Raw genomic sequence first — 1,150 nt, 5'->3', positions numbered from 1 at the left:
GATGTATTTGGCGCCCTGGCCTGAAATCATCGGGACCTTGTAAACCTCGGGGAAAGAGGCTTGGTAGCCCTTGATGCCGTGGCAGCCGATGCACATGGCATTCTTGGTTTCGCCGGCTTTGGCATCGCCCTTGATCTCCTGGGCAAGGCTTGCAACCGTCACGCAAGAGACAGTTACGGCGAATATCGTGGTGAACAGCTTATTCATTTTGCGCGCACAATCAGGTGGGAATTCATCGTATAAAACAACCTTGGATTATATCTGGGCCTGCCGAGACCGGGCACCCCTTGCCGGCAACCCGCGCAAACGCCCTTTCAATTTTCACTTCCTCCCCCCAAGAACATGAAATTTCTAGGTTCCAAGAACTACGTCGCCACCCAGGATCTGATGCTGGCCGTGAATGCCGCCGCCGCCCTGAAAAAACCGCTGCTCGTCAAGGGCGAGCCGGGTACCGGCAAGACCATGCTGGCCGAGGAAGTGGCCGAAGCGCTCAACTTGCCGCTGTTGCAATGGCACATCAAGTCCACCACCAAGGCGCAGCAGGGCCTGTATGAATACGACGCGGTGTCGCGTCTGCGCGACTCGCAATTGTCGACCGTGGACGGTGGCGAAAAGGTCAAGGACATCCACAACTACATCGTCAAGGGTGTGCTGTGGCAGGCCTTTACCTCGGAAACGCCGGTCGCGCTGCTGATCGACGAGATCGACAAGGCCGACATCGAGTTCCCGAACGACCTGCTGCGTGAAATTGACCGCATGGAGTTCTATGTGTATGAAACGCGTGAGCTCATCAAGGCCAAGCACCGGCCGCTGGTGTTCATCACCTCCAACAACGAAAAAGAGCTGCCCGACGCGTTTTTGCGCCGCTGCTTCTTCCACTACATCAAATTCCCCGACGCCGACACCATGAAGCAGATCGTGGACGTGCACTTCCCCGACCTGAAGAAAGAGTTGCTGACCGCAGCCATGAAGACCTTCTACGACGTGCGCAACCTGCCTGGCCTGAAGAAGAAACCGTCGACCTCAGAGTTGCTGGACTGGCTCAAACTGCTGGTCGCCGAAGACATCCCGCTGGACGCCCTGCAAAGCAAGGACGACAAGGTCGCCGTGCCGCCGCTGGTGGGCGCATTGCTCAAGAACGAGCAGGACG

2 protein-coding genes are annotated in these 1,150 nt (G+C 57.4%); one reads left to right on the top strand and one right to left on the bottom strand.

What is annotated here, in order from left to right; translation table 11 throughout:
- A partial coding sequence (locus AC1D1X_RS23975; RefSeq protein ID WP_477699438.1) for a c-type cytochrome occupies window positions 1-207 on the bottom strand: 207 nt, incomplete at its 3' end.
- Between the two features lie 135 nt (window positions 208-342).
- Here AC1D1X_RS23975 and AC1D1X_RS23970 point away from each other — a divergent pair.
- A partial coding sequence (locus tag AC1D1X_RS23970) for an AAA family ATPase (protein WP_477699437.1) occupies window positions 343-1,150 on the top strand: 808 nt, incomplete at its 3' end.

The sequence above is a fragment of the Polaromonas sp. P1_G4 genome, from assembly GCF_056405475.1.
This window is presented reverse-complemented; position numbering and strand designations above follow the sequence as displayed.